The organism is Endozoicomonas sp. SESOKO2 (genome assembly GCF_024606245.1).
GTDB lineage: Bacteria > Pseudomonadota > Gammaproteobacteria > Pseudomonadales > Endozoicomonadaceae > Endozoicomonas_A.
Genome location: NZ_JAHHPQ010000512.1, coordinates 1 through 1,745, shown reverse-complemented (window position 1 = coordinate 1,745; position 1,745 = coordinate 1). Strand labels below are relative to the sequence as shown.

The 1,745-nt window shown below is 33.2% G+C and carries 2 protein-coding genes; both read left to right on the top strand.

Annotation, left to right across the window (positions count from 1 at the left end; genetic code table 11):
• Positions 1-549 (top strand): hypothetical protein (locus KDK17_RS12285; protein WP_257288186.1); only part of this gene is annotated, 549 nt, incomplete at its 5' end.
• 1 nt (position 550) lies between these two features.
• Positions 551-1,745: hypothetical protein (locus tag KDK17_RS12280; RefSeq protein WP_257288184.1), on the top strand; the 1,195-nt coding region annotated here is incomplete at its 3' end.

Sequence of the window (1,745 nt, the reverse complement as noted above, 5' to 3'; positions counted from 1 at the left end):
TGCAAGATCAGCCCAAAGACATTCCCTTTAGCTGTAAAATTCTCAAAAGTATATCGTAGGACTAACAATAATTTTTCTGCTGAAAGAATTATACGTTTTTATGAAGTTCATGAGACTCTTAAAGTAGATATTGCCAGAGAACTCTTTAGAATGAGATCCTTTTATAAAGTTGTACGACTGTTCTCTAAAGAAAGATATGATGAAATTCAGCATAAATACGGCATGCCAATAGTTGAATTGATAGGTGATTCATATCACGCACTTAGAAATTTTGATCGAGCTTTGGGGTATTATGAGTACATTATAAATACGCATAAAGCGGCTAAATCATCAATAATAAAATCTGCTGAATGCTATTATCATTGCGGCAATTTTGAAAAAAGCTTATTCAGATTGAAGCAATATACAATACGTAACGGTTTCAACCCAAGAAGCAACATGTTATATAGCAATTTAGTTGACAACCGGGCAAAAAAACAATATGAGAAAAAACTATTTCTAGAAAAAAAGTATGGCCTTAAAATCAACTACAAACTAGAAATCATTTAAAATGGACTCATTTTCAATAAACCCTAAAGTTGTTGAAGAAAACATCAGTCGTATTGAACAAGAGTTTAACGTAAAAAACATAAGATTTAACAACTGGCATGTCTGGAACGCTGTAAAGTGCTTATTAGCAGGCCTTCACCTGTGGTCTTTTGATAGTGCCGGGCTATTGGCTTCTGCCAATAGAAAAACTTACTCAGTTTTTAATAGAGATACCTCGTTCCGTCAAAACAAACTTTTCGCAAAAGAGGTTGGAGATAATTTGCTATTGGCGAAAGAAAAGCATTGCCTTAATAATAAGTATGACATTGTTTTTCTTGAAGCTCTTGACTCATTAATTTTGAACGAGAACGGTTCTTCAGAAAATAGAATTTTTCAGCCTATTCAAGATGAAATGTCAGAGTTTTCACAGTTGAGCATTCTTCCATTTGATAACAGCTTTAGAAAAATCAAATTTGAAAGAGATGTACTGTACTACAAGAAACCGATTGATAAATTTATACCCAATAATTTTAAAGAACGTAATATAAGAGGACTGAAAGAACTCTTCTTCTTCATTCGAAAGAACAAATTATTATGCCCATTCAGTTATGATTATGTTGACAGATGGATTAAATCTATCTTTATAAGATCAGATAATTTCATAGATATTTTATCTAACATCTCACCCAAGCTTCTCATGTTAACCAGCTTTTACTCTTCTGAACGCCTGGCTGCGGTTATTGCCTGCAAACAGCTGGGAATAAAAACGGCAGAAGTACAACATGGGATTCTGGGGCCAAACTTTCATAACTTGAAACAATTTGATCATCAAAAGGATATCTTGCCAGATAGTTTTTGGGTCTGGGGTGAGACTTCAAGAAAATACATAAAGCCAGTAAAAGACGATTTAGCACCAGAAGTGCTGGTGGGAGGGAAGTTAGACTTATTTTCCTATAAGAATGGAAGCAATAGAGAAGGTAAAAAGATCAAGAATATTGTATTTATTGAGCAATATACTCACAACCATACAAAATCAATGATAACCAAGGCGGTTAACACGATAATTGACAATAATCTTCAGGATAAATTTCAGATCTCTTTGAGACTGCATCCTCGAAGTCATCATTTGATAGAAAAATATAAAGACCATTTTTCTAGTTATACTTTTTTTGATATACAAGAAACCACCTCAAAAAATATATACGAACTCTTAAATC